At 64.6% G+C, this 25,239-nt stretch carries 18 protein-coding genes, 2 tRNA genes and 1 pseudogene; 10 read left to right on the top strand and 11 right to left on the bottom strand.

Annotated features, from left to right (window positions below; translation table 11 throughout):
- Window positions 1-849: 849 nt before the first annotated feature.
- From KHZ24_02195 to KHZ24_02185, 3 genes are read right to left on the bottom strand one after another with little or no spacing between them, the layout of a single operon-like run.
- On the bottom strand, window positions 850-2,688 hold the full coding sequence (locus tag KHZ24_02195) for an ABC transporter ATP-binding protein (protein ID MBS5450013.1): 1,839 nt from the start codon (window positions 2,686-2,688) through the stop codon (window positions 850-852).
- Window positions 2,678-4,447, bottom strand: coding sequence for an ABC transporter ATP-binding protein (locus tag KHZ24_02190; protein ID MBS5450012.1), 1,770 nt, complete (start codon window positions 4,445-4,447; stop codon window positions 2,678-2,680). The genes KHZ24_02195 and KHZ24_02190 overlap by 11 nt, the downstream gene beginning before the upstream one ends.
- A gap of 10 nt (window positions 4,448-4,457) precedes the next feature.
- On the bottom strand, window positions 4,458-4,901 hold the full coding sequence (locus KHZ24_02185) for a MarR family transcriptional regulator (GenBank protein MBS5450011.1): 444 nt from the start codon (window positions 4,899-4,901) through the stop codon (window positions 4,458-4,460).
- A 613-nt stretch (window positions 4,902-5,514) separates the two neighbouring features.
- Between KHZ24_02185 and KHZ24_02180 the strand changes: the two are divergent.
- A pseudogene (locus tag KHZ24_02180) lies at window positions 5,515-8,169 on the top strand (heavy metal translocating P-type ATPase).
- A gap of 1 nt (window position 8,170) precedes the next feature.
- Window positions 8,171-8,443 carry a metal-sensing transcriptional repressor gene (locus KHZ24_02175; GenBank protein ID MBS5450010.1) on the top strand — a complete coding sequence of 91 codons (273 nt, stop codon included), beginning with the start codon at window positions 8,171-8,173 and terminating at the stop codon, window positions 8,441-8,443.
- Between the two features lie 104 nt (window positions 8,444-8,547).
- Here the strand turns inward: KHZ24_02175 and KHZ24_02170 are convergent, their stop codons facing one another.
- On the bottom strand, window positions 8,548-9,237 hold the full coding sequence (locus KHZ24_02170) for a hypothetical protein (protein MBS5450009.1): 690 nt from the start codon (window positions 9,235-9,237) through the stop codon (window positions 8,548-8,550).
- Between the two features lie 208 nt (window positions 9,238-9,445).
- Here KHZ24_02170 and KHZ24_02165 point away from each other — a divergent pair, with 208 nt between their 5' ends.
- Complete coding sequence (locus KHZ24_02165; GenBank protein MBS5450008.1) at window positions 9,446-9,679, top strand: DUF3791 domain-containing protein; 234 nt, start codon at window positions 9,446-9,448, stop codon at window positions 9,677-9,679.
- The gene (locus KHZ24_02160) at window positions 9,676-10,149 is read left to right on the top strand and encodes a DUF3990 domain-containing protein (protein ID MBS5450007.1); all 474 of its coding nucleotides are present in this window, start codon (window positions 9,676-9,678) and stop codon (window positions 10,147-10,149) included. Before KHZ24_02165 ends, KHZ24_02160 begins: the two co-directional genes overlap by 4 nt.
- 226 nt (window positions 10,150-10,375) lie before the next feature.
- Here KHZ24_02160 and KHZ24_02155 read toward each other — a convergent pair whose 3' ends face one another.
- On the bottom strand, window positions 10,376-11,989 hold the full coding sequence (locus tag KHZ24_02155) for a helix-turn-helix transcriptional regulator (protein MBS5450006.1): 1,614 nt from the start codon (window positions 11,987-11,989) through the stop codon (window positions 10,376-10,378).
- A 243-nt stretch (window positions 11,990-12,232) separates the two neighbouring features.
- Between KHZ24_02155 and KHZ24_02150 the strand changes: the two genes are divergently transcribed.
- A complete protein-coding gene (locus KHZ24_02150; GenBank protein MBS5450005.1) occupies window positions 12,233-13,843 on the top strand; it encodes a molybdopterin-dependent oxidoreductase in 1,611 nt (536 codons plus the stop codon).
- 68 nt (window positions 13,844-13,911) lie between these two features.
- Window positions 13,912-14,742, top strand: coding sequence for a molybdopterin-dependent oxidoreductase (locus tag KHZ24_02145; GenBank protein MBS5450004.1), 831 nt, complete (start codon window positions 13,912-13,914; stop codon window positions 14,740-14,742).
- Between the two features lie 85 nt (window positions 14,743-14,827).
- Here KHZ24_02145 and KHZ24_02140 read toward each other — a convergent pair whose 3' ends face one another.
- Window positions 14,828-15,028: a hypothetical protein gene (locus tag KHZ24_02140; GenBank protein ID MBS5450003.1), complete on the bottom strand. Its 201-nt coding sequence runs from the start codon at window positions 15,026-15,028 to the stop codon at window positions 14,828-14,830.
- Between the two features lie 224 nt (window positions 15,029-15,252).
- On the opposite strand from KHZ24_02140, the gene serS reads away from it, so the two are divergent.
- Window positions 15,253-16,557: a serine--tRNA ligase gene (gene serS / locus KHZ24_02135; GenBank protein MBS5450002.1), complete on the top strand. Its 1,305-nt coding sequence runs from the start codon at window positions 15,253-15,255 to the stop codon at window positions 16,555-16,557.
- Window positions 16,558-17,064: 507 nt separating this feature from the next.
- Here serS and KHZ24_02130 read toward each other — a convergent pair.
- From KHZ24_02130 to KHZ24_02120, 3 genes are all read right to left on the bottom strand, one after another.
- Window positions 17,065-17,718: a DUF4230 domain-containing protein gene (locus tag KHZ24_02130; protein ID MBS5450001.1), complete on the bottom strand. Its 654-nt coding sequence runs from the start codon at window positions 17,716-17,718 to the stop codon at window positions 17,065-17,067.
- A gap of 235 nt (window positions 17,719-17,953) precedes the next feature.
- Window positions 17,954-18,730, bottom strand: coding sequence for a MerR family transcriptional regulator (locus tag KHZ24_02125; GenBank protein ID MBS5450000.1), 777 nt, complete (start codon window positions 18,728-18,730; stop codon window positions 17,954-17,956).
- A gap of 752 nt (window positions 18,731-19,482) precedes the next feature.
- Window positions 19,483-20,247 carry a GTP pyrophosphokinase family protein gene (locus KHZ24_02120; protein MBS5449999.1) on the bottom strand — a complete coding sequence of 255 codons (765 nt, stop codon included), beginning with the start codon at window positions 20,245-20,247 and terminating at the stop codon, window positions 19,483-19,485.
- A gap of 223 nt (window positions 20,248-20,470) precedes the next feature.
- Here KHZ24_02120 and KHZ24_02115 point away from each other — a divergent pair.
- The 3 genes from KHZ24_02115 (at window position 20,471) to KHZ24_02105 (ending at window position 22,277) form a co-directional block, all read left to right on the top strand.
- Window positions 20,471-20,547, top strand: a tRNA-Arg gene (locus tag KHZ24_02115).
- Window positions 20,547-21,686 (top strand): membrane dipeptidase, encoded by a 1,140-nt coding sequence (locus KHZ24_02110; GenBank protein MBS5449998.1) that lies wholly within the window; start codon window positions 20,547-20,549, stop codon window positions 21,684-21,686. The genes KHZ24_02115 and KHZ24_02110 overlap by 1 nt, the downstream gene beginning before the upstream one ends.
- Before the next feature lie 497 nt (window positions 21,687-22,183).
- Window positions 22,184-22,277: transfer RNA gene (locus KHZ24_02105), tRNA-Ser, on the top strand.
- 297 nt (window positions 22,278-22,574) lie between these two features.
- Here KHZ24_02105 and KHZ24_02100 read toward each other — a convergent pair.
- Window positions 22,575-23,351 carry a N(G),N(G)-dimethylarginine dimethylaminohydrolase gene (locus KHZ24_02100; GenBank protein MBS5449997.1) on the bottom strand — a complete coding sequence of 259 codons (777 nt, stop codon included), beginning with the start codon at window positions 23,349-23,351 and terminating at the stop codon, window positions 22,575-22,577.
- Window positions 23,352-24,047: 696 nt separating this feature from the next.
- Entirely contained in the window at window positions 24,048-25,064 is a 1,017-nt protein-coding gene (gene gluQRS / locus KHZ24_02095) for a tRNA glutamyl-Q(34) synthetase GluQRS (protein MBS5449996.1), read from the bottom strand.
- Window positions 25,065-25,239 lie beyond the last annotated feature (175 nt).

The raw sequence follows: 25,239 nt of genomic DNA, 5'->3' as shown, positions 1-25,239 counted from the left end.
GAACGACGTAGTCCTGGGGATGAACGAAGGAGTCGAGTAGCTCGGCCTGGTCGCCGGCCGCGTTGACGACGAAGCGTGTCTGCACGGTCGTGCCGTCATCGAGCGAGAGACTCCAGCGAGGGCCTTCGGGATCGTCCGCGGGGAGCCGGCTGATCGAGACGACGTTTGCCCCGAATCTGAAGGAGACGCCGTTTGCCTGGGCGTTTTGGGCAAGCGCGAGCACGAGCTCAAAGGGCGAGACGATGCCGGTTGAGGGGGCGAGCATCGCCGAGATGACTCCGGGCGAGAGGCGTGGCTCAAGAGCGCGGGCCTCGTCGCCCGACACGATGGGGAGCGTGCCGGCCCCGTTGAGTGCGGCGCGGGCTCGCTTTTCCTCGAGCTTGTCGATGCCGGAGCGCTCAAAAGCGACCATCAGGGCGCCGATTCGGCGAAATGGGATGTCAAGCTCGGTCGTCAGCTTATCGAACAGGGCGTTTCCTTCCACGCACGAGGTGCCCTTGAGCGAGCCTCCGCGCGGGTGGAAGCCTGCATGGACGACGCCGCTGTTCGCCTTGCTTGACCCTTCTCCTACGTCGTGCGCACGTTCGAGGACCAAGACGTCCGTGTCGAGGTGAGAAAGCTCCCGGGCTACCGCGCAGCCCAAGACTCCCGCTCCGATGACGACGACGCTGTGGGTTGATACCTGTGCCATGGTTCATCGCTTTCGAAGGTGTGGCGCGGCGCGAGACCGTCTCACCAGACAGCCCGGAAACTGAAAATGGCCTGCCAGTTTTATGTGTAATACGAGAGCGATTATAGTAATAGGCAATCACATTTCAAGAAAAATGGCATGTGTCTTGGTGTAAGAGGTTAGTTTTGGGCGTGGGTGCCCGTCTCGTCCTCCCCGCTCTGTGTGCGCCACATCTGGGCGTAGCGCCCGCCTGCTGCCAGCAGCTCCTCGTGCGTGCCTCGCTCGACGATTTGCCCTTTGTCCAAAACGACAATGAGGTCCGAGTCTCGCACGGTCGACAGCCGGTGTGCGATGACGAACGACGTTCGCCCGCGTGTGAGCTCGAACATGGCAGCGCGGATCGCGCGCTCCGTCAGCGTGTCCACCGAGCTCGTCGCCTCGTCCAGAATGAGAATGGGTGCGTCGGCCACGAATGCCCGCGCAATCGTGAGCAGCTGGCGCTCCCCCTGGGACAACGCCGCACCACCGCCCTCGAGTACCGTGTCGTAGCCCTGGGGAAGCTGGCGGATGAACGCGTCGGCGCTGGTTGCCTCCGCAGCGCGGGTTGCCGCCTCCCGTGCTGCCTGCGGCGAGGTGAACTCCCGCCCGTAGCAGATGTTTTCCGTGACGGTGGCGCTGAACAGCGAGGGGTCTTGCAGCACGGACCCGAACGCTCGACGCAAGTCCGCCATGCGGTAGGCGCGCAGGTCGTGGCCGTCGAGCAGGATGCGGCCCTCGTCGACGTCGTAAAAGCGCGTCAGCAGGTTGATGAGCGTCGTCTTGCCCGAGCCCGTCTGCCCGACGATGGCCACGCGCGTCCCTGCCGACACCTGCAGGCTCACGTCGCGCAGCACGGGGCGCGCCGGGTCGTAGCCGAACGTCACGTGCTCGATGGCGATGTCGCCGCGCGGGCGATCCAGGGGCAGGGCTTCCGGGCTGTCGGGCGGCTCAGGCTGCTCGTCCATGACCTCGAAGACGCGCTCGGCGCCGGCCAGGGCCGACTGCAGCCGGTTGTAGATGCTTGCGATGTCGACGAACGGCCGGGTGAACTGCCGCGAGTACAGCAGGAAGCTCGAGATGAGCCCGACGCCGATGAGCCCTTGCGAGGCGAGGATGCCGCTGACGACGGCGACGTTGAGAAACGACAGGTTGTTGATGACGTTCGTGAACGGCATGAGCAGGCCCGACCACACGAGGGCACGCACGGCCGTGTCGCGGTACTGCTCGTTGGCCTGCTCGAACGCGTCGATCATCGCCTGCTCGCGGCCGAAGGCCTTGACGAGCGCCAGACCGGAGACGCTCTCCTCGACGTGGCCGTTGAGCTGGCCGAGCACGCTCTGCTGGCGCAGGAACAGCGGCCGGGTGTGCCGGGTGATGAGCCGGCTGAAGCCAAGGATGAGCACGACGGCCAGAAGCGTGACGCCGGTGAGCAGCACGTTGAGCGAGAGCATCGCGGCCAGCGCGCCTCCGATGGAAAACACGTACACCATGATCTGGGCGAGCGACTCGGCGAGCGTCGTCGAGATGTTGTCGACGTCGTTGGAGATGCGGCTCATGAGATCGCCGTGTTGACGGCGGTCGAAGAACGCGAGGGGCAGGCGCTCCATGTCGGCGAACAGGCGCAGACGGATGTCGCGCACGATGCGCTGGCCCACGCCAGCCATGACGAAGCCCTGCAGGAAGTTGGAGAGATAGCCGCCCACGTAGACGGCGAGCAGCAGGCCGAGCGTCGTGGCGACGGGTCCGTGCAGGTTGATGGCATCGATGGCGCGCCCCACGAGCAGCGGCGAGAGCACCGGGGCGAGCGCGCAGCCCCCTCCCAACGCGAATATGCCGAGCAGGGCTGTGCGATGGCCGCGCGTGAAGCCCCAGAGGCGCCGGACCGTGGCGCGGGCGTCGCGGGGGCGGACCTTCTTGCCGTAGCGCATCGCCCGGTGGTCGGGGCGGCCACCGGGGCCGGGGACGGGGCTATGCGCCATGGGAGGCACCTCCCTGCGCGGGGGCGACGCTCGTCCCGGCGGGCTCGGGCTCGCCGACCTGCGACTCGTAGATCGCGCGGTATGTCGCGCAGCCCGCCATGAGCTCGTCGTGCGTGCCCAGTCCCTGCACGCGGCCCTTTTCGAGGCAGAGTACGACGTCGGCGCGCCGCACGGTGGATATGCGCTGGCTGATGAGCAGCATCGTGAGGCCGCCTTGCTCGCCTCGGGCACGCAGCCCCTCGAGCACGTGGGCCTCCGTCGAGGCGTCCAGCGCGCTCGTGCAGTCGTCGAGAATAAGTACGCGAGGCCTGCGCAGTAGGGCACGCGCCAGGCAGAGGCGCTGCTTCTGACCGCCGGACAGGTTGACGCCACCTTGACCGAGCTGGGCGTCCAGCCCGTCGGGCAGGGCGCGCACGAACTCGTCGGCACAGGCTGTGCGCAGGGCATCCCACAGCTGGTCGTCGGACGCGCCCTCGTCGCCCCAGCGCAGGTTGTCGGCGATTGTGCCGGTGAACAGAACGGCTCGCTGCGGCACGACGGCGATGACGGCGCGCAGGTCTTCTTCTGCAAGCTGAGTGACGTCGTGACCGTCGAGCAGGACCGTGCCGCTCGTGGCGTCGTAGAAGCGCGGCACGAGGCTCACGAGCGTCGATTTGCCCGAGCCGGTGGGCCCGATGATGCCGACGGTCTGGCCGGCCTGGACGCTGAGGCTCACGTCCGACAGCGCGTCGTGCGTAGCGCCGGCATAGCGAAAGCTCACGGAGCGCAGCTCGATGTCGCCGTGGGGCTCGGTGAGGGGCTCGGGGTCGGCGGGTACGCTTTGGGCCGGCGTCTCGTCCATGATCTCCTGCACGCGGCCTGCGGAGGTCAGCGCCCGCATCGCGCCGTTGAGTACGCCGCCGACCATGCCGAGCGACATGACGATCTGCGTCGTGTAGTTGACGCTGGCCATGAGGCGGCCGATCTGGCCGGGATCCTGTGCCTGCGAGATCCACAGCAACACGACAATGCCCAGGTTGGCAGCGAGGTTGAGCGCGGGCCCGATGACGGCCGGGACGCGCATGGCCGCCGTCGCGGCGAGTGCGAGCGTCGAGGCGGCACTCTCGAAACGTGTCTGCTCGCGGGCCTCCGCGCCGAACGCCTTGACGACGCGCACCGACGAGAGGTATTCGCGGCTGACGTCGTTCAGCCCGTCCATGGCGCGCTGCTGGCGGGCGAAGCGCGGGCGGGAAAGGCGCGTCATGAGTGTGATGAGCGCGACGGCGACGGCCATAAGCACGAGGATGACGGGCGTCTGCTGCGGCGACTGCATGACGAGCAGCACGAAGGCGCCGATGGCCGTCAGCGGCGTCTTTACGGCGAGGCGCATCGTGGAGTTCACGAACTCGACGATGACGGTGATGTCGTTGGTGAGCCGCGTGATGAGGGAGGCGGGCTTGAGGCGATCGATGTTCTCGAACGAGAGTGTCTGCACCTTGCGGTAGGCGTCAGAGCGGATCTCGCGGCCAACGCTTTGCGACACACGGCTCGACAGGTTGTTGCGCATAAAGGCCGCGCCGGCGCCAGCTGCGGCGATGAGCAGCATGATGGCGCCGTATCGCAGGATCTGGCGCACGTCAGCGCTCTGCACGCCGTTGTCGACGATGAACGACATCATCGTGGGCTGCAGTAGGTCGGCCATCGTCTCGACGGAGAGGAAAAGGATGGCTACGAGCATCATGGGCGCATGGCGTCGGGCGTACGAGAAGATGAAACGCATGGGCGCCTGCCTAGCGGTGCGTGGCCGTGAGGTCGCCGCCGTGAACCTCGGCTTTCCAGGCGTCGTGCAGCGTATTCAGGATGCGGGCGAGTGCGGCGCGGTCGTCCTCGCTGGTGAGAGGGCCGAACAGGGCGTCGGCCGTAGCCTGGCGGCGAGCGATGGCCTCCTGTGCGGCGGCGTTGCCGGCAGGTGTGAGCGAGACGTCGACGAGGCGGCGGTCCTGTTCGTTGGGGGAGCGGCCCACGAGGCCAGCTTGCTCCATGGACTCGAGCTGCTGGCAGAGCGTGGCGGGCTGGCGCTGCGTGATCTTTGCCAGCTGGCTCTGCAGGAGTGTTCCGCGCTCGGCGAGCACGATGAGCAGGCGATCCTGCCCATGGTTCTTGCTGGCGAGCCGCTGCAGGTGCGAGCAGCGGCGAAACGCCCGCAGCAGCGCAAGGTTCGACGTATCAGGCATGGCGTCCTCCCCGTGGGCTCGCCCGCCTTCCGAAGGATTGCGAGCGATATTCATTAGCTACCGAATAATATGGTACCGAATAATTGGCGAACCGACGGCCTCGGGCGCACGGTAAGGATGCCTATTCAAACAAGCGTGCTCTCTCGCTGGGCGGGAGGGGCCTTCGCGCGGAGTTCTGCGGGGCGGGGCTGGATTGTGGCCAGAAGATGAGCTCATGTACTGCCCGATGAGGACGCGCCCGCCGTTTCCGCAGGTAGATTTGGCGTCCTCGGCCCGTCGAAGGCCTCAGGTTCCAGAACGCCTATTCACGAGCGCGATTCTTGGCCGTCCGGGTGGGCGTCCCGTGCAAAGAGGCGGCGAAGAGGGGCTTGCGTGACGCCGTTCGGTGGTCGAGCGGGCCTAACGACTGCCGAGGAAGGCCCGTATAGCGACGCGGAGAGGTCGAGCGGGCTCTTCCGACCGCCCGAAGTCTCTCAATGAGCTTGACACCCCCCTGGGGTGGGGGTCTATACTCCGAGTCAGATGGTATGTACGTAGAGGCAAACTTTCTTGGAGGGCCGCGGGCCTGCGCTGCGAGCTGACCACGTGACCCCGGCTTGGAGGTGATACGCGCATGGCGCATCAGAAGTTCGACGTGGGCGGGATGAGCTGCGCCGCGTGCCAGGCGCATGTGGAGAAGGCGGTCACGAAGCTTCCCGGCGTGCAGAGCGTTGCGGTCAACTTGCTCTCGGGCTCCATGTCCGTCGACTACGACGACGCTGCCCTAAGCGCCGATGGCATCTGCGCCGCCGTCGACAAAGCCGGCTACTCGGCAAGCCCCCAGGCGGCTCCGGGTGCCGCGGGGGCTGCGGGCGGCCAGGCGGCTCGCAAGCCGCTCAAGCTCGAGAGCCCCACGAAGAAGCTCGAGGAGACGGCTCGCAAGATGCGAACCCGCCTCATCACGTCAATCGTCTTCCTCGTTCCCCTGTTCTACCTGGGTATGGGCCACATGTTCGGCTGGCCGTTGCCATCGTTCTTCACCGGCGAGGCCCACATCATGAACTGGTGTCTCGCCATGCTGCTGCTCGTGGCGCCCATCCTGCTCGTCAACCGCGCCTACTTCACGAACGGCTTCAAGTCGCTCGTCCACGGTGCGCCCAACATGGACACGCTCATCGCCATCGGCGCCGCCGCCTCGGTCATCTACTCGCTGTATGCGATGTTCGTCGTGAGCACGGAGCTCGGCGAGGGTATGGCCCACATGGCGCACATGTTCGCGATGGACAACCTCTACCTCGAGTCGGCCGGCATGATCCTGGCGCTCGTTACGGTGGGCAAGTACCTTGAGACGTGCAGTAAGGCCAAGACGGGTGACGCCATCGAGCACCTCATCGACCTTGCGCCCAAGACGGCCACGCTCGTCGTGGGCGATGAAGAGCGCGCGGTCTCCGTCGACGACATCAACGTCGGCGATGTCGTGCGCGTGCGTCCCGGCGAGTCCATCCCGGTGGACGGCGTCATTCTCGAGGGCGCGTCGGCCGTCGACGAGTCGGCGCTGACGGGTGAGTCCATCCCCGTTGAGAAGAACGTCGGCGACACGGTGAGCGCCGCGACCATCAACGGTACGGGCGCGTTCACGTTCCGGGCGACGCGCGTGGGCGCCGACACGAACCTCGCGCGCATCATCCAGCTCGTCGAGGACGCCAACGCTACGAAGGCACCCATCGCCCGCATGGCCGACAAGGTCGCCGGCGTGTTCGTGCCCGTTGTGCTGTGCATCGCCGCCATCACGTTCGTCGCGTGGATGATTGCGACCGGTGCCGACGTGGGCCGCTCGCTGACCTCGGCTGTTGCCGTCGTCGTCATCAGCTGTCCGTGTGCGCTCGGTCTGGCAACGCCTGTCGCGATCATGGTGTCCACGGGCAAGGGCGCCGAGATGGGCATCCTGTTCAAGAGCGCCGAGGCCCTCGAGACGCTGCACAAGGTCGGCGCCGTCGTGCTTGACAAGACCGGCACGATCACACGCGGTACGCCGAGCGTCACCGATGTGCTGCCGGTCGAGGGCGTCTCTGAGAAGGCGCTGCTCAAGATGGCCGCCGCGCTGGAGGCTCAGAGCGAGCATCCGCTGGCCGCCGCCATCGTCGCCCACGCCAAGGAGGTCGGCATCGTCGCCCGTCAGGTGAGCGACTTCGAAGCGCTGCCGGGTCGGGGCGTCACGGCGCGCGAGGGCGCCAACGTCATCGCCGCCGGCAACGCGCGCTATCTGGAGGAGCTCGGCGTGCCGGCGCCGACCGACGTGCGTGAGACGTGCGCCAAGGCCGGCAAGACGCCGCTGTTCTTTGTGAAGAACGGCGCGCTCATGGGGACGATCGCCGCGGCTGATACCGTGAAGCCGACGAGCGCCCAGGCCGTGCGCACGCTGGGCGAGCTGGGCGTGCGTGCTGTGATGCTGACCGGCGACAACGAGATGACCGCCCGGGCCATCGCAGCTCAGGTGGGCATCGCGCCCGAGGACGTCATCGCTGACGTGCTGCCGCAGGACAAGGAGCGCCACGTTCGCGAGCTGCAGGACGAGGGGCTGACCGTCGCCATGGTGGGCGACGGCATCAACGACGCGCCTGCCCTGGCACGCGCCGACGTGGGCATCGCCATTGGGGCCGGCGCCGACATCGCAGCCGACTCCGCCGATGTTGTCCTGATGCGCTCCGACCTGCTCGACGTGACGCGGGCCATCGAGCTGTCGCGCGCCACGATTCGCAACATCAAGCAGGACCTGTTCTGGGCGCTGTTCTACAACTCCATCGGCATTCCGCTGGCCGCGGGCGTGTTCTACCCGCTGCTGGGTTGGCAGTTGTCGCCGATGTTCGGCGCGGCGGCTATGAGCCTGAGCTCCATCTGCGTCGTCAGCAACGCGCTGCGCCTGCGGGGGTTCAAGAGCAAGCTCGCTCCGCGCGAGAAATAGGGTACAAGCGGCCTGCGCACCAGGGGCCGTCGTGTCAAGAGGGTGCGTGCCTGCGACGGGCGTGGCGCCCGGCCATTCGATCAACGACGAGAGGGGTCTATCATCATGAAGTACACCATCAAGACGCAGGGTCTCATGTGCGGTCACTGCGAGGCGAACGTCGAGTCGGCGCTGCTGGCCGTTGCCGGCGTGACCGATGCCGAGGCCGATCACGACACGAACACCGTCGAGGTTGAGTGCTCTGACGACGTGACGCCCGAGCAGCTCAGGGCTGCCGTCACCGGTGCGAGCGAGAATTACAAGGTCCTCGACATCACGGCTGCCTAACATGATGGCCGACCACGCCACCGTCCTGCGCTACCTGCGCACGGCGCGTGGCCAGATCGACGGCATCATCAAGATGGTCGAGGACGACCGCTATTGCATCGACGTCTCGACACAGCTCATGGCGACGGAGAAGCTCCTCTCCAAGACGAACGCGACCGTGCTCAAGGCGCACATCGAGCACTGCGTGCGCGCCGCGGCCGACTCCGGCTCCGACGAGGAGAAGGACCGCAAGCTCGCTGAGATTGAGACCGTCATCGAAAAGCTCGCAAAGTAGGGGCGATTTCGCCGCGGCAGCAAGCCCGCGACTAAAAAGCGCCGCCATCCTCATGCCGAGGGTGGCGGCGCTTTGCGTGCGCGAGGTCCTGACCGGATTTTCCGTTATCCGAAAAAGTATGGCGTCCACGGCTCAGCGTCGGGATCGCCGAACGGGCGCCAGACGCCATCCGTGTCCAAACTAATTGCCTCGCCTGTGCTTGCGATGTACCAGCTATCGCTGAAATCTTCGTAATATGCGATATCGACAATACCGATACCCTCGACATTGGCGGTCGAGCGCAGGTACGGGGTCCCTTCGCTGTCCGTCCGGTGCATAACCCATATATCGTAAGAGGGGCCGGCGGGACTGGGATAAAGGGTGATGCGGCCGATGCCCGATTCGCTTTCTGTGATGCCCTCGGGGGTGGCGTATACGTAGCGCATGTGGTCGGGATAGGGAGCGCTCGGGTCGCTTCGGTTCATCGTGAAGGTGAAGTCGATGACGTTCCAATAGGGGTTGAATCTTGGGTTGTTGCGATTCTCTTCGATGCCGCGACGCAGCATTTCCTCTTTAAAGCCTGCCTGGTCGATGGCTGCCTGTGAGGGGTATGTAGTGGTCGTCGCATCTGCGGGTGGGTTGTTGGCGTCTGTTTCTGGGAGTTCTGCGACATTGCCGGGGGACGAGGTGGTTTCTCCCGGTGTTACAGTTACCTGAATATTCGGTGTCGAACAGCCGCATAGGGCTCCCGAGATTATAAGAGATATTAAGAGCGTTGCGAGAATCCCGGAAGTCGACCTTGTTTGTGTAGACATGTTCTTGCCTCTCACGGGTTCCGGAAGCTTGGTACTTTTCCGATGCTATCACGGTGTGAAGTGGGATTGGCTGAACTCTTGGGTGTTTGTCTATCACCTGGGTATAGTAAGGGCGATGGACATACCAGATTGGTGTATTAGCGCGATGGCATAGGATCTTGTTGATGGGAGGCATTGCATGAGAGCTGATTGGAACGGCCCCAGTGCTATGTCCTCTGGCCCTTCTTTGGCTGACAGTCTCGAGTTTGCGATCTTTTGCATCGAAAGCGTTGCAGAACGGCTTGGCGTCCCGGGTGATCGCGTGTATCGGGCGCTGACTGGGCCTGATGACCTTCTTTATACCTATGTCATACCGAGTTACGACGCACTGCACACGCAAGGTAAAGACTACATCGTTGACGATATCCTACGCGTTATGCGTGATAAGGGGGTGGATGCGTGATCGTCTACCACGGTTCATATATGGAGGTTGCTCACCCCGACCTTCTCCATTCGCGGGATCGTGTTGACTTTGGCCGAGGTTTTTACACGACGCCTCTTCCCGACCAGGCTCGTGCGTGGTGCCGGCGTTTCCTGCGTGAGGGGAAACCGGGTATCGTGTCGCGCTATAGCCTTGAAGATCGGGTATTTGCCGAGGTCAGGGCGCTTGTTTTTGACGCATATGATGAAGATTGGCTCGATTTCATTCTCGCATGCCGGGCTGGTTGCGACGAGAGCGATTACGAAATTGTGCGTGGGGGCGTGGCAAACGACAAGGTATTCAACACGGTGGAACTCTATTTTGATGGACTGATCGATAAGGGGGAGGCAATCAGGCGCCTGCGTTTTGAACGGCCGAACGATCAAATTTGCCTCAGGACGCAGCGCGTTATCGACCGGTATCTCCATTTTGAGGGAAGCGAACATCTATGAACGCCAATCCCATTCTGCTTCAAAAGAAGTATGCCCGCGTTGTGGGATTGTTCGCCGAGCTGGCACACCTGTCACCTCGAGAAGCGCTTGGCTTCTTTTATCGCTCTCATACGTATGACCTTATGAGTAACGGCATATCAGACATGCATTGTCGAAGCGACGGTTATCTTGCAGAAGACCTAGTGGCCGAGTTTCGGGAATCTCAAGCGTAAGTCGGCCGCGCGAGCTAAGCCGCGCCTTCGTCTCCGGGTTCGGTGTGCCAGACGAGATCAAGCAGGGCTTGGCGACCGGTGGTGCCCGTCTTCGTGTAGATGTGCGACATGTGCGTCTTGACGGTACTGCCCGACAGGCTGAGCTCGTCCTGCACGACGGCGTAGGAGCGTCCCTGCACGACGAGCTCGAGTACTTCTGTCTCGCGGGGTGAAAGGCCGTACGCCTCGGCGAGGGCGTGGCACCGATCGATGAGGGGCTGGGCTGCCGGAATCTGGGCGTGGGGCTGCCCCGCATCTGCTTGCGTGCTCGTGGGCGCTGCCTCGGGGATGCCGACTCGTCCGCTTGACAGCGTGCCAATGACGTACAGCAGGCCAACGGTGCCAAGATAGAGCGCGAGCATGATGACAAGCGTGATGATCATCGGGGCGTTGGCGAGCACGGCGACCCAGATGATCGATGCGGCCGCGTAAATGCCCCAGCCCAGGCTGACCGCTCGGTACGATGGCATGCCGAGCACGCCAAGTGCCGTTGCCGTGACCGTCCACAGCGTCAGGTGCGCGAAGAGCTCGCAGACCTGAATGACGACGGTGAGCAGCACGATGCCCGTCCCGCTCGGGTTCGACTGGATGGCGACGGCAAACAGGCCTGCCATTGTCAGGAACAGTGCCGGCTGAAAGCGCGTCGCCAGCGGCAGGCGGTCGGTGCGCACAAGAATAAAGTATGCGAACAACAGCACAAGCGCGCCAGGGATGATGACGCCGGCAAGCCAGGGCGACGTGTCCGAGATGGCACCCGACCCGCCCCACAGGCCCAGGTTGCTGACGGATCGGGCGACGGCGAGCACGACGCCGGCAACGACGAGCAGCAGGTACATCGAGATGCGCGTACTCCGTGCCGCTGGGGCGCCCAGCGGCTCGCGCTGTGGGACACCGAATATCGTGCGGTGCGGACGGTGGTCTGCCGCGCCCAGTTTTCCGTCCGGAACTTCTAGCTGCGGATGCGATGTTGAGGCATGCGCCGGCTCGGTGCCTGCGCTGTCTTCGCGGGTGGCGGCCTTGCGCAACAGGGCACACGCTACTTCGAACAGCCCGGCGGCCAGGATGAGCGCAGCCAGGGCGCATCCCAGGTGGATGGCGAACGACGGTACGTCGTTGAACGCCTCCGCCAGCGCGACCTTGAGAACGAGCCCGCCGCTAACGCCCGCGATGACGGCCCGGACGCCCTGTGAGCGCGCAAGCAGCAGGATGTAGCGCGCTGCGATCCAGAAGAACACGACGCCGGTTAGGAACAGGCCAATGAGCGCCGTGGGCACAAGCGGTGCGAGCAAGCCGTTGGCAGGCAGGGCAAAGCAGACGGTGCCGATGATGCCAACGATGGGCAGCACGAAGCGAAGCACGCTGTCGGAGCGCCGCATGACGCCGGGGAGCGCTATACATACCAGGGCGAAGGCAAGGACGCCTGCCAGATAGAACAGCCGTGTGTTCACGGCGAGCCCGGCTTCGGAGACAGACGCCATGAACTCGGGCGTGTGTCCCATGAGGATGCACCACACCGAGTTGAGGCCGTAGCCGACGGCGCAGCAAGCGATGCCAAGTAGGCGCAGCCGCTCCGGGCGCTCTATCGGCATGTGCTCTCCTCTCGGCTCGCTTTTATCATGGGCGCACGCGGGGCGGTCATCGCCTGCGCACAGTTGCGCGTGACTGCCATTATCGGTGCGAAACGGCCTGCCTGTCACTATCGACTTTTTGGCCGACTCCCCCCGACCCGGGCTACTCCCAGATGAATCGGCCGTTTGGTCGATACCGCCTGACCAGGTCTTTTTCTACCGTGACGTACTGTCAGGCCCAAATCCGGCAGAAGGAGGAGACTCATGAACAAGAAGGTGTGCGCGGCCGTTGCCGAGCGTCCCGGCATTCGACGTCGCTTGAGCGCGCTGCTCGCCTGTGGCGCCACGGCGGCCGTTGCGCTGGCTCTGTGCGCCCCGGTGCCCGCTGGCGCTGGCGAGGCGGCGAGCGGCCAGCAGGACGCGGCCAGCTCTGACGCACCAACCAGGACGTACGACTCGCAGGCCGACCAGTCGGTCTTTGACAATCCCGACGAGCTCGCGGCCTACGTCGAGAACCGCACGCAGCGCGATGAGGATGCCAAGGCAATCTACGCTCCCGAGATCACGACGCTCGAGGACGGCACGCAGGTTCAGCCGGTGCCCGACGACGCGCGCCACTACAATGTGGGCATCATCAAGGCGCAGGAGCGCGGCTGCACGTCGTGCCACGCGCTCGAGGACGCCATCGAGTGGTGCCCCATCTCGCACAACGGTCTTAATAGCTACGGTGACGACCCGCTCTCTGTTACGACGTGCATCGCGTGTCACGACGGCCAGCAGGGCCCGCTGTTCAACCGTCCGGGCCTGGAGCTCGGCAACGTCGTGCACAACGCGCACCTCAACAGCGACGCGTTCAGCTCGCTGAACGGCAGCTGCATGTCGTGCCACTACGTTGACCCCACAACGGGCGAGTTCAGCCTGTGGGATGAGGTCAAGTACGACCAGATGCAGGGCTTCACGGAGGTCGCCGACGTCCAGGGTACGTTCTCGTTCGACCAGAATGTCCTGACCGACAACGACGAGGCCTACTACCAGCTGTCCGCCTCGACGAACCCCAATGGCATCGCTCTGCACTCGAGCAGTGACGACTCCATCCTGCAGGATCGCGTCATCACGGTCGGTGGCCTCGTCGACAACCCGCTCGACCTCAAGCTCGTCGACATTCCCGAGGACCAGCTCGAGACGCGCGTCATGAAGTGGAACTGCTCGGCCAACGGCGTCGGCGACGCGTTCATCGCGAACGCCGAGGTCACGGGCATCCCATTCGAGACGATCTGCGAGATGGCGGGCGTGACGGGCGACGCGGTGACGCTCGTGTGCGAGGAGGGCAAGTCCACGTTCAAGGTTGACTGGCTCATCGAGAAGAAGGCTATCCTCGTCTTTCAGATGAACGGCGAGAACCTCCCCAGCGAGCTCGGCTACCCCTGCGCGATGCTCACGGAGGGCACCGGCGCCTCCTCAAGCCGCCGCTACATCACCGAGCTGCAGTTCCTCGACTCCGCTGACGTGACGAAGTGGAAGAACGACGTGCCCGGCACGCTCGTGCCCGGCGAGGACGACACGTACTTCAACAAGCCGGTTGCCGCGTTCCTCAACGTCCAGGACGGTCAGATCTTCACCGATACGAACACCGTGACGTTCGAGGGCTACGCCGACGGCTTTAACGAGCAGGTCACCGAGATCCAGTTCTCGCTCGACCGCGGCAAGACATGGCAGGTCTGCGACACGTCCTCGTCGACGATCGATCGCTGGATCTACTGGTCGTACACGCTCGAGGGCCTAGAGCCCGGCAGCTATGACTTGTGCGTGCGCGTCGTCACCGAGACGGGCCGCGTCATCCCCCAGGACGTCGACACCGTGTTCCACATCCGCTAACCCCGTGCGCGCCGGGGTGTCAGGAAGACTCGGCATCCCGGCGCCATCGCAACGAAGAGGAGTGCGCTATGAAGAAGACATCCAAGGCGCTCGCAGTGGGCGTGGGCTCGGCGCTCGTTGCCGCTGGCGCGGTGCAGGCCGCAGCGCTGGCCTCGCCGGCTCCCGGTGCTGATGGCGTCATCCGGCCGGCCGTGGCGCAGGTTCAGCAGGAGGAGCAGGTTGGTGCGGGCGCCATTGTCCAGCAGGACGAGGTCACAGGTACGTTTGGCTGGACGCAGAGCGAGGTGTCGTCCAACGAGTGGATTGCCAAGCACATCGGCGGTGCGTCGAAGTACCTGTGCGGCTCGCAGGTTGTGAGCGGTGGCGAGGGCGAGCAGGCCGTCGCTGCCGAGGACTGGGTGCTCGAGGTCACGGGTGACGTGGCTAACCCGTTCACGGCCACGATGGGGGAGATAGCCCAGACGAGCGAGGTCCAGCAGGTCATGATGGGCTGCACGTGCGCTGCCAATCCCGCTGACGGCTTGTCGGTTGCCAACGCCCTGGTCGAGGGCATCTCGACGACGGTGCTCCTGCAGATCGCCGGCGTGGATCCCGCAGCCAATACCATCGTGTTCACCTCGGCAGACGGCTACGAGGTCGCGCTGCCGCTGCGCTACGTAACGACGCGGTACTGCCCGCTTGTGTTCAACGTCAACGGCGCCTCGCTCGTGGAGTCCGTGGGCGGTACGAACCAGCTGTGGCTTGGCTCGACGCCGGGCAACTACTTTGCGCGCGATATCGTGTCCATCCGCATCGAGACGCGCGACACGCCTCCGGCCGACCCGACGAGCGACGAAGCCCGTGCGAGCTACGAGAACCTGCCGAACATCGGCGTGAAGTTCGGCGGCGAGGTCGCGTAGGAAAAGCTCCGCCCACTAAAAAGCGCCGCCATCCTCATGCCGAGGGTGGCGGCGCTTTGCGTGTTGTGCCTACTGGCAAGAGCGACTACTTGTCGTCCTCGTCGTCGTCCCAGTCATCGTCATCGTCGCCCCACTCGTCCTCTTCCTCCTGGGGGTGGTTGTAGAACATCTTGTGCGTCTTGCGCTCGGAGAAGAACGCGATGATTGCGAACAGCACCATGCCACCGAAAAAGAGGATGGCAACGCCGGCGGGCGTGCTGAAGAGAAAGTCGATCACGGCCACGATGAGCCTCCCGGTAACGTGCTGCCCTGCGGTGGGCGCCTGACGGATGGACCGGCGGACGAGAACCGCCGGCGCTGATATGCGAACGATAGCATACCCGTATCGCGCGCTGCGTCTGCGCTCGATGAAGACATTTCCCGTTCGGGAGCGGCCCCGGCCTGTTGCTGCTGCCGAGTTTATACTGTCTCGTGCTAGACGCCAGCAGCATCCATAGGAGGAAACGCATCATGCACGACATTCGCCTGCTTCGCGAGCACCCCGAGATCCTCGACGCCGCCATGGCCAAGCGCCACGGCACGTGGGACAAGGAGCGCTTCCTGTCTCTGGATGAACAGCGTCGCGCCGCCATCGCCGAGGTCGAGCAGCTCCAGGCCGAGCGCAACACCGCCTCGAAGGAGATCGGCGCCCTCATGAAGGAGGGCCGGGGCGACGAGGCCGAGGCCGCCAAGGCCCACGTTCGCGAGCTCAATGACCGCATCGCCGAGCTCAACGAGCAGCGCACCGCTTCCGAGACGGCCCTGACCGAGCTCGTGAGCCACATCCCCAACTTCCCGGCCGACTGCGTGCCCGAGGGCAAGGACGACTCCGAGAACGTCGAGGTCAAGCGCTGGGGCACGCCGCGCGACTTCGCTGCCGAGGGCTTTGAGCCGCAGGCGCACTGGGACCTGGGCACGAGTCTGGGCATCCTGGACTTCGATCGCGGCGTCAAGCTGGCCGCGACGCGCTTCACTCTGCTCGCCGGCATGGGCGCCCGCCTCGAGCGTGCGCTCATCAACTACTTCCTCGATGTGCACCGCGCTCACGGCTTCAAGGAGTTCTGGCCGCCGGTCATCTGCAACCGTGACACGCTGTACGGCACGGGCCAGCTGCCCAAGTTCGAGGACGACGCCTTCCACGTGAGCGGCGACATGTTCCTCATCCCGACGGCTGAGGTTCAGCTCACGAACATCCACCGCGACGAGACGCTCGACGGCGACACGCTGCCGCGCCACTACACGGCGTTCACCCCGTGCTTCCGCGAGGAGGCCGGCAGCGCCGGTCGCGACACGCGCGGCATCATCCGCCAGCATGAGTTCGACAAGGTCGAAATGGTCATGTTCGCCAAGCCGGAGGACTCCGACAACCAGCTGCGCTTCATGATCGAGGAGGCCGAGTACATCCTGCAGTCGCTCAAGCTGCCGTACCACATCGTGAACCTGTGCGGCGGTGACCTGGGCTTCTCCGCGCGCCAGACGTTCGATCTCGAGGTGTGGCTGCCGAGCTACAACAACTACAAGGAGATCTCGAGCTGCTCGAACTGCGGCGACTTCCAGGCCCGTCGCGCCAACATCAAGTACACCGACCCGTCGAGCTTCAAGGGGTCGCGCTTCCTGCACACGCTCAACGGCTCCGGCCTGCCTGCAGGCCGTACGATGGCCGCCATCCTGGAGAACTACCAGAACGCCGACGGCTCGGTGACGGTGCCTGAGGTGCTCGTGCCGTACATGGGCTGCGACGTCATCGTGCCCGAGGAGGAGTTCCCGAAGGCGTAGGCGCGGGCCTAATCGCTCGGTACATACGAGACGCACGAAGAGGCGCCGCCCGCAGGCTTTTCAAGGCTTGCGGGCGGCGTTTTGCTGCGCGGGGCCGGGGCGGGGGTCGCGGGGCGGCACTGCGGGGTGGCCCGCCGTTGTGGGGCGGCGCCTGCTACAAAACCGGGCGTTGTGAATTGCGCTGATACAAAAGGACGCGATATGTACGATGCAAGTTGCTTGCTGGGAATATTGACGAGTAATCTACCTGCGATGATACTATCGATTAAAAAGGTATCACCGCGATATGGGCCTCCAAATCGTACATATCGCGGCAAAACGTAGCAGCGTTTTTCACGAGGCCGGGTTTTGTAGCGGAGGGAGGAGGGGGAGCTACGGGCGGGCGCGATGCGTGGCGGCCCCGAGCGCGATGCACCCTCTACCCCCAAGAAAAGACCGCCCAGTTCAGAACGAAAAACGCCACAACAAGGACGGCTGCGATGGCAGCCGCAGCTATGAGCTTGCCTTTCACTGCGTATCCTCCTCCGACCGGTATTCGAACTCGACGGTACACTCGTCCCCGAGAGCTGCCTTGAATATCTCTCGGATGTTTTCTTCCGCGGCGGCGCGGGCCTCTTCGAGCAGGCCGTCGTTTACAGCGCTCTCCCGACTCGTCTCGATGCACTGGCGCTGGAACGCGTCGACATCTTCGACGTGGATGGGATTGAGCGCGTTGTTGTTCTCCTCGAGCACGCCCGAGACGTCCATGTTGGGCTCGTTTGCGATGATGTATGGCTTGTCGAGCGTGATGCGGACGGAGGTTCCGTCGACCTCGAGATTTGCCGTCTTCAGGTTGACGCCGGCTTTGATGTCGCCTGCGTAGCGATACCAGAAGCTGTTCTGCGTGAACGGGATGTTGAAAAGGTCGAAGAACTTGTTGGTGTCGGTCACCTTTTCGACGATCTGGTAGCTCTGCGTTACGCTGATGAGCTCGTTGCACTGGACGATGCGCCCGAATACGGAGGACGCCGTGGGCATCCAGTGGTCGGGCGGGTTGAAGTTGAGCACGAACAGCGTTCCTCCGATGCCGAGCACCAGCCCGAGCGCGCCGCAGATGAGGCAGCGTTGAACGGTGCCAAGGTTGCGGGAGGCTGAGGCAATGCCGGCGAGGGGGTTCTTCATAGCAGGCTCCTCTTGTAAGCGACGAGGGTTGGCGGCTCCGGGTTCGCGGGACTTCTGCAGTACAGAACGAAAGCTGTTCAACAGGTGAACAGCAAGGGCGCGGCTGTCCGAAGTGACCGTGCTGGTCGGACGGCCGCGCCCCGTTCCCTGAGCACGAACGTGCGAGTGTGGAGTACAGGCGGGCCGCGGGCCTCGGTTTGCTCTCGGGGACGGTCGCGGGGCCCTGCCCTGCGGGCTACGGCGTGGCGGCTTGCTCTGCAAACGCTCCGATGGCGTCGCAGAGATAGGCGTGAGCGCCGGGCTCGAGCCAGAGTTCGATGGCAAGGTCGATGCCCGGCTCGTCAAGAACGGCGCTGAGGAGGAGAACGGCTTGGTTGCGCGCATCCGGTCCGGCATCAGGCATTTGCACCTGCTCGACGAGCTCTCGTGCGACTTCCTGTGGCTGCTCGGCCTCAGGGGCGATGTGGCCTTTGCATTCCGCTAGGCGTTTGAGCAGCGTCGTGAGACGTCCGCCACTTGTCCGGCTGATCAGGGTGGCGGGGGCGCCGCTGCGCATCATGCATCGCAGGGCGAGCTGCTCAATGAGCGCAGGGAGGGGGCTGATGTCGAGCTGCAGATGGGAGACCGCGGAGATCGAGGCCCCCGGGGTGGTCGCGCTCAGCAGGGCTTCGGCCCGTGCGAGCTGGCAGTCCACGTTGTCCCGACGCTCTCGCAGCTGGGCGACTTGCCGGCAGAGAATCGCGCGGTAGTTTCCCTGGGCTTGCTCGAAGGCCACGCTGATCTCCGGCAGGCTGAGCCCCTGCGCTTTGTAGATGCTGACGACATAGAGCCGTGCGAGGTCCTCGGGCCCATATGAGCGCCGGCCCCATGTGCTGTCTTGGGGATCGAGGATGCCGACGCCTCCCTTTCCTCGGTAGCATGCGCGCTGGATGTCGCGGCGCGACAGCCCAATGAGCTGTGCTACCTGCGAGACCTTCCAGCACTTGTCGACATGCGCGCCCTCGCGGTCCATGAGCACACCTCCCGGGGAATAGGGAAGCTGTTCAACGGTTGAACAGCAAGTTGCGTGGCTTACTTTGTCGTATGTCGTTATGTGCTGTGCATCTTGCCGCTGTGCTGCCCGCCGGGCTTTTCTCTCCTCTGATGTTGTGGCTGACCTGCGTGTTTCGTGCCGGGGGTCCGGCGTGCGCCTGGGTTCCATGGCGCGTCCCTTCTCACGAACGGGGCGGAGCGGCAGGGAGTCGTCCCCTGTCGTGAGAGGGCTTGCGAATTTCGCGAGGCGGGGGCCTGCGGGGACGCATGGTGGCGGGGCGGGTGCCCGCGTGCGGGGGTGTCGCTGCTACAAAACCGAGCGTTGTGAATTGCGCTGATACAAAAGCATGCGATATGTACGATGCAAGTTACTTGCTGGGAATATACGCAGGCGATTTACCTGCGGTGATATCATAGAGTATGAAGATATCACCGCGATAAGAGAGCCCGAATCGTACATATCGCGGCAAAACGTAGCAGCGTTTTTCACGAGGGCGGATTTTGTAGCGGGAAGCGTCGCATCGGACAGCATGGCGAAAGCGTGCGGGGAACGCGATGTACGCCCGGCGCTCGCCTGGGCAAGCCTGTCCGCGTGCACGCGCAGCATACGTGTTCGGGTCGGGCTCGCGAGCTCGGGCGAGGCCCCGCAGACATGAGCGTATTCGGCGCCCCGGCGCGCTTGCTCGAGCGGGTCTGCAGGTGCAGCTCGCGACTCCGCTCGGCAGGATCTTCCTACGCGAGTTTCTCCCGCTCGGCCGCTGCGGCAGCGTCGTGCTCGTCGGCGAGGCGTTCGATGTCGTCCTGCAAGCGCTGCATGGCCTGGTCGATGGCCGCGATGAGGTGCGCGCTCTCCACGAGGCGCGCGCGGATGTCGTCGACCTCGGGCCCGTGAGCCTGCAGTACGTCCTCGTTCTTGTAGCGCAGCCGGTGCTCGAGGCTCGCCCAGAAGTCCATCGCGATCGTGCGTAGCTGCACCTCGACGGGCACTTCCTGCCGTCGGTCGCTCAGGTACACCGGCACGCTGATGACGAGGTGCAGGCTGCGATAGCCCGACGGCTTGGGGTTGGTGATGTAGTCCTTGCGCTCGATGAGCGTGACGTCGTCCTGTCGCAGCAGGGCCTCGGCCACCTCGTTGACGTCCTCGAGGTAGTTACACACGACGCGTACGCCCGCCACGTCGTAGATGTTCTCGCGGATGCTTGCGATCGTAAGCGGGAAGCCCTTGCGCTGCAGCTTTTCGAGGAGGCTCTGCGGGGACTTGAGGCGCGTCGAGATGACGTGGATGGGGTTGCGGTCGAGCCGAACCTTGGCGTCCTCGTCGAGGGTCTCGAACTTTGTGCGCACGGCTCGGATGGCGGCGCGGTATTCCTGCATGAGGTTAGTGAACTGCCCCATGAGAGAGGCCGCGTCTTCGGTGAGCCCGTTGGGGATGGCAGCACGCAGACGGTCGATGTCCTCGTTGTCGACATGGCCGAGGAGGGTGCGTTCCGGTTCCATGTGAGGCTGCCTTTCTTTGAGTGCTCGCGGGTGGCGACCGTGCGGCCGCGCTCAAGGTATTACTAGGATTACGTATACCCATGTGGGGAGTGCTGCGGTCGGGGAGGCTGCTCGACCTGGGTCTGCTTGTGTGGCACTATGTGTCGAACTTGTGATGAACCTACGGGATTGGGATTCTGGTTGACAGCGCCGGCTTGGGATGCGAATATATCCAAGCTCAAACGCGCCGTTACCTCAGCTGGATAGAGGGTCTGACTACGAATCAGAACGTCATAGGTTCGAATCCTATACGGCGCACCATGAGAAATCAGGGCGGGGAGGCCAAAACCTCCTCGCCCTTTCTCGTTTCCGGAGGTGTCATCGTGGCCGACCAGCCGAATCCCGCATCCAATCGTGCGAGTTCGCCCTCTGCGCACACATCCGCTTGCCCCCTGCATGTCTTCGATCTTCATGGCGACACGATTGACGCTCTGGGTATGGCCGACTGCGAGCCGTATGCCACGCACTTCGCCGAGCTGCTCGAGCAGGGTATCGACCCGAGCGGCACGCTCGAGCACAACGGCGGTCACCTGGCGCTCGACCGCATGGGGGCCGACCGGGGATTTGCCTGGTGCCAGTGCTTCGCCATCTGGATTCCCGATATGTACCATCGCCACGGTGCGCACGATTTCTACTGCAAGGCGCGCGACTGGTTTTTCGACCAGGTGCAGCGCTTCTCTGATCGCGTGACGCTTCTGCGTGACGCTCGCGACATCGATGGCGTGCTCGCTTCGGGCAAGACCGCTGCCCTCCTCACGGTTGAGAACGCCTCCGTGCTCAACCACAGCGTTCGCGCTATCGATGAGCTTGCGGCTGACGGCGTGAAGATGATCACTCTGACGTGGAACGATCGCAATCCCATCGGCAGTGGCAGCCTTACGGACGAGGGCCTCACGACGTTTGGGCGCGAGGCGATCCGCGGACTTGAGGATGCGCGCATCGTCGTGGATGTCTCGCACCTCAACGACGCGGGATTTGCTGACTTTGTCGACATCGCGCGCCGGCCGTTCGCCGCTTCTCACTCCAACGCGCGGGCGGTGTGTGACGTGCCGCGCAACCTCACGGACGACCAATTCCGCGTCATTCGCGATGCGGGCGGCGTCGCGGGGCTCAACTACTGTCGCGGCTTCCTGACGACGCGTAACATGGCTGAGACGGGCACCGATGTAACGTTCGACGAGGTGGCGGCACACATCGAGCATTTCCTCGACCTCGGAGGCGAAGACGTGATTGCTCTGGGTTCCGACTACGATGGCTCGGACGTGCCGGCCTGGCTCGATGGTTGCGAGAAGGTGGGCGGTTTTTACGAGCTGGTTCAGGCGCGCTTTGGCGAGCGGATTGCGCGCAAGATGTTCTTCGAGAACGCGCGCGACTTCTTTGTGCGCAACGAGACGGCGTAGGGGGAGCAAGGGGCTGGCGACTCGCGGTTTCCGGGTGCGGCACGTGCGTCTGCAGGTAGTCGGCGCGACGACCGAGCGGCTGTTTTAGCCCGGAGCAGTCGACTTCTGTTCTGCGTGACTCGGCTAGGTCGGCAAGAAAGCTTTCGAGTGCGGTGTTTTTCGGAGAGTGCTGGCAAGAATCGATCCTAGTGTGGTCCGATGCGGGGAGATTCGGGCAGCCTGGGGAGCGCTACCTGGGTTTTTGCTGGCCGGCTGCGTGCTCTTGCGGCGCGTTAGGCCCGATTGGGCGCACGGTGCACCGCATTAGGCGGGATTCTTGCCAGGGCGATGCGCGTGACGCCGCACACAAGGCGATTCTTGCCAGATCCCCGGCTTTTCTTGCCGGGTGGCAGCACTTGGGGGAGGGCCGAGTTTGGGGCGAACAGGCTCTGCGCAAAAGAAACGGATTTGCATCGTTGCGTCGAGGATGGTTCTTGCGGTATGATTCGACAGCACGCGGAGAGCTGACCGAGAGGCCGAAGGTGCTCGCCTGCTAAGCGAGTAAGGGGACATAAATCCCCTTCTGGGGTTCGAATCCCCAGCTCTCCGCCAGTTGCACATGCTACGGGGTCGAGCTTCTTGCTCGACCCCGTTTGCGTTTAAGGGAAGCCTGAGCTGGGGATTCGAACCCGGGAGGGCGCGAGCATACGGCGAGGGGCGCAGCGCGCCGCCCGTAGCGAGCGGGCGAGGTCGCGGCGCGGCCGAAGCAGGATGTGACTGCCGCAGGCAGGCATGGATCCCCAGCTCTCCGCCAGTTGTGCATGCTACGGGGGCCGGACGTTCGCATCCGGCCCCCGTTTGCGTTTGATGGGGGCGGGTCAGTGACTCGGGCCCGAGGGGCCCCGACGCCTAGAAACGCAGCGACAGGCAGGAGAGCCCGCCGTCAATCTTGCGGTACTCGCTCGTGTCCACCACGAGGGTCGGGTAGCCCAGGTCTTGCACCGCCTTGAGCACGGTGGGGTAGCCCTGCGCCACGATGACGGTGCCATTCACCCAGATGCAGTTGGCGCCGTAGGCCTCCTCGGCGGGGACTACAACCTTGTTATATGAAGCGAAGTCGGGCTTGTCGATGAACTCGCCCGAGACGAGCATGTTGCCGTTCTCGATGTAGTTGACGCCGGTCTTGAGGTGCAGCACCTCCTCGAGCGGCACCTCGGAGCCTTCGAGGCCCCAGCCCCTGAGGATCTCGCAGAACTGACGAATGCCCTCATCATTCGTGCGGGCCGAGCGCCCAACATAGAAGTAGTCGCCCACCATCATGACGTCGCCGCCTTCAAGCGTGCCGGGTGCCTCGATACGCGCGATGTGGTCGTCGTCGAAGAAGCGTCGCAGGACGGGCTCGATCTCGTTCTTCTCTCCGTTGCGGCTTGCGGCTCCGGGGTTGGTGATGATAGTCCCACAACGCGTGATCACTGCAGGGTCCTCCACAAAGCAGCTGTCCGGGTACTCCTCGAGCGCGGGCAGAACCGTCACGTCGACGCCGCACTTCTCAAGGGCATGCTCGTAGTCGTAGTGCTCCTCGAGGGCGCGTTCGTAGATGGGCTGACCGAGTTCCGGTGCGCTGGTGATACCGTTGCACAGCGACTTTCCGGGGCGGCGGATGATGACGTGGCTGAACTGTGTCACAGGGACTCCTTACATTTCGGTTGAGCTGTTCGGGCCCATGGGCAGGGTGATTGTAGGCGTCATGAGGCGCAGATGCTTTCGGTTTGGATAGCGCTTCCGTGAGCTGCAACGATTTCACGTGTGGGGGCCAGCCCGAGCTCGGCGTCGCTCTGCTGCAGGTCGCGGCGCTGGCCTTGCAAAAGAACCGCTCGAAGATGCTTTGCAGGTGGGCGGGGGCCCTGTACTCGCGATCGACGACGCGAATCTCGGGAGGTCCCTGAGGTCTGAACGATGCGGGCCGCGTAGCTGGCATCACCGGGGGCGCGATCTGCGGTTGTGCTAGGTTTTGCAAAACCGACGCCTGGAAATGGGCGCAGATTGCGGTCGTGCGAGGTTTGCGCGGTGGTTTGAGCGCGCGAGCTGGGGCGGCTTGTTGCCTGCAGTCTCTCTACCTGCGGGTTCTCTCGGCAGCGCCGTTCCCTGCGCCGCGACGATCTCCGCAAATCGAGCAGAACCGAAGATCGCGCCCATTTCGGAGACGCCGTTTTGCAAAACCTCGCAGAACCGCACGTTGCGCCCAGCGGGGCACCGTGGCCGGGCCGCGCTACTGGGGACTCGCGCCCGCGCCGCCCTCGACTCGTGCTCTTGGCTCGCGCCCGCGCCGCCCTCGAGTCGCGCGCCCGAGGCACGCAGCCCGCGCTGCACGTCACGAGCCTCTCAGCAGAAGAACGACCCCGGCACAGGGATGTCCATACGGTGGGCGGGGTCTGTCGCCCACGCATCCCACGAGAAGCCGTCGAGCAGCTCGCGCGCCGAGACGGGCTCGTCCGCGTCGCGCAGGCCTCCGAGCTGGGCGAGCCGTCCCAGCAGAACCTCGGGCCGTCCGAAGTGCTCGCGCATGAAGCCAAGGTCGCAGTCGTGGTCGCGCTTGGAGAGCCGCCGCGTGCCGTCGGCCGCCAGCAGCAGCGGGATGTGCGCATAGGCGGGCTGCGCAAAGCCGAGCAGCCGCTGCAGGTAGATCTGGCGAGCCGTCGAGGGCAGCAGGTCGCATCCGCGCACGACCTGCGTGACGCCCATGAGCGCGTCGTCCACGGTCACGGCGAGCTGGTAGGAGAATACGCCGTCGGAGCGCTGCACGAGGAAGTCGCCACATTCTTGCGCCAGCACCTCGCGGCGCGGGCCGTACGTGCCGTCCTCGAAGCAGATGGTGCCCGCGGGGTCGTCTTCGCCGGGCACTACGAGGCGCAGTGCGGGCGGCCGCTGCCGGGTGGCGCGCAAGTGAGCGACCTGCTCGGGAGAGAGCCTCCGGCATGTGCCCGCGTATATGGGCGTGCCGTCGCTGGCGTGAGGCGCTTCGGCGGCGTGCAGGTCAGCTCTCGAGCAGAAGCAGGGGTACGTGAGGCCGGCGGCGGTGAGGCGGGCGGCGTGCTCGGCGTACAGCGCCGTGCGCTCGCTTTGGCGGATAGGTCCCTCGTCCCAGTCGAACCCGAGCCAGCGCAGGTCGTCGATGAGAGCGGCCTCGGCCCCGGCAGGGATCTTGTGGCGGTCGAGGTCCTCGATGCGCAGGACGAGCGTGCCTCCCCGTGAGCGCACGGCGAGCCATGCCATGAGGGCACACCACACGTTGCCGAGATGCATGCGTCCCGACGGTGTGGGCGCGAATCTCCCGCGGATGGGGGCGGTCGCGGGTGCCTGCGGGGCTGGATATGTTTCGGGAGAAGGAGTCGTCGTCATCATGCGGCCCATGATACGCCTGCGTGTGCGCCGTCGGGGCCTCGGCGGGGCGCAGGGCGAACGTGGATTCCACCGCAAGGGGCCCATCCCACATCCGCCCCGCTTCCCCAAGGTCGCCTGAGACCCCGGATACCGTAGCCGGTATGGCACCACATGGGTGCGAACGCCATGCTAT

Source organism: Coriobacteriia bacterium, from assembly GCA_018368455.1.
In the GTDB taxonomy this organism is placed as follows: Bacteria; Actinomycetota; Coriobacteriia; order Coriobacteriales; family UMGS124; genus JAGZEG01.
This window is presented reverse-complemented; position numbering and strand designations above follow the sequence as displayed.